This is a genomic window from Psychromonas sp. MB-3u-54 (assembly GCF_002836415.1).
In the GTDB taxonomy this organism is placed as follows: Bacteria; Pseudomonadota; Gammaproteobacteria; order Enterobacterales; family Psychromonadaceae; genus Psychromonas.
Genome location: NZ_PJBP01000032.1, coordinates 1 through 746, shown reverse-complemented (window position 1 = coordinate 746; position 746 = coordinate 1). Strand labels below are relative to the sequence as shown.

Genomic DNA, 746 nt, shown 5'->3' with positions numbered 1-746 from the left:
CAATACCTCGCGTCGGAATCAACTTTTTATCGCGTATTAAAGGAAGCGAATCAGCTCAAACACAGAGAGAGAAGTAAACCTGCTAGGAAAGTGATTAAACCTAAAGCGTTAAAAGCAACCGGCCCTAATCAAGTTTACACCTGGGATATCACTTATTTACCGACACAAGTTAAAGGCGTGTTTTTTTATCTCTATTTAGTGCTTGATGTTTACAGCCGAAAAATTGTCGGCTGGCAAGTGCACAACGAGGAATTAAGTGCGCTTGCGGCTGATCTGATAACTGATATTTGTTATCGAGAAGGCGTTATAGAGCAGCAAGTTACATTGCATTCAGATAATGGCAGCCCAATGAAAGGGGCGACTATGCTCGCCACCTTGCAAGAATTAGGGGTTGTCCCATCATTTAGCAGACCCTCTGTGAGCAATGATAATCCGTATTCGGAATCGCTCTTTAGAACATTAAAATATCGACCAGAATATCCCGAACAAAGGTTTGAAAACTTAAGCGCAGGACGGCAATGGGTTAAAAGCTTTGTAGGGTGGTATAACAAAGAACACTTGCACAGTGGCATTAAATTTGTCACTCCGGCTCAGCGCCATGCAGGCGAAGATGTCGCGATATTAATCAAGAGGAAAAATGTTTACCAAAAAGCGAAATCAGCCCATCCAGAACGCTGGTCTGGTAAGACGAGAAATTGGGATTATATTAATGAAGTGAATCTTAATCCAGAAAAGAGTAAATCAGA

Annotated in this window: 1 protein-coding gene; it reads left to right on the top strand. The window is 41.8% G+C overall.

Annotated elements, in window-relative coordinates; genetic code table 11:
* Positions 1-746, top strand: a 746-nt coding sequence (locus tag CXF72_RS00455; protein WP_157823151.1) for an IS3 family transposase, incomplete at both ends; no start/stop codon positions are given.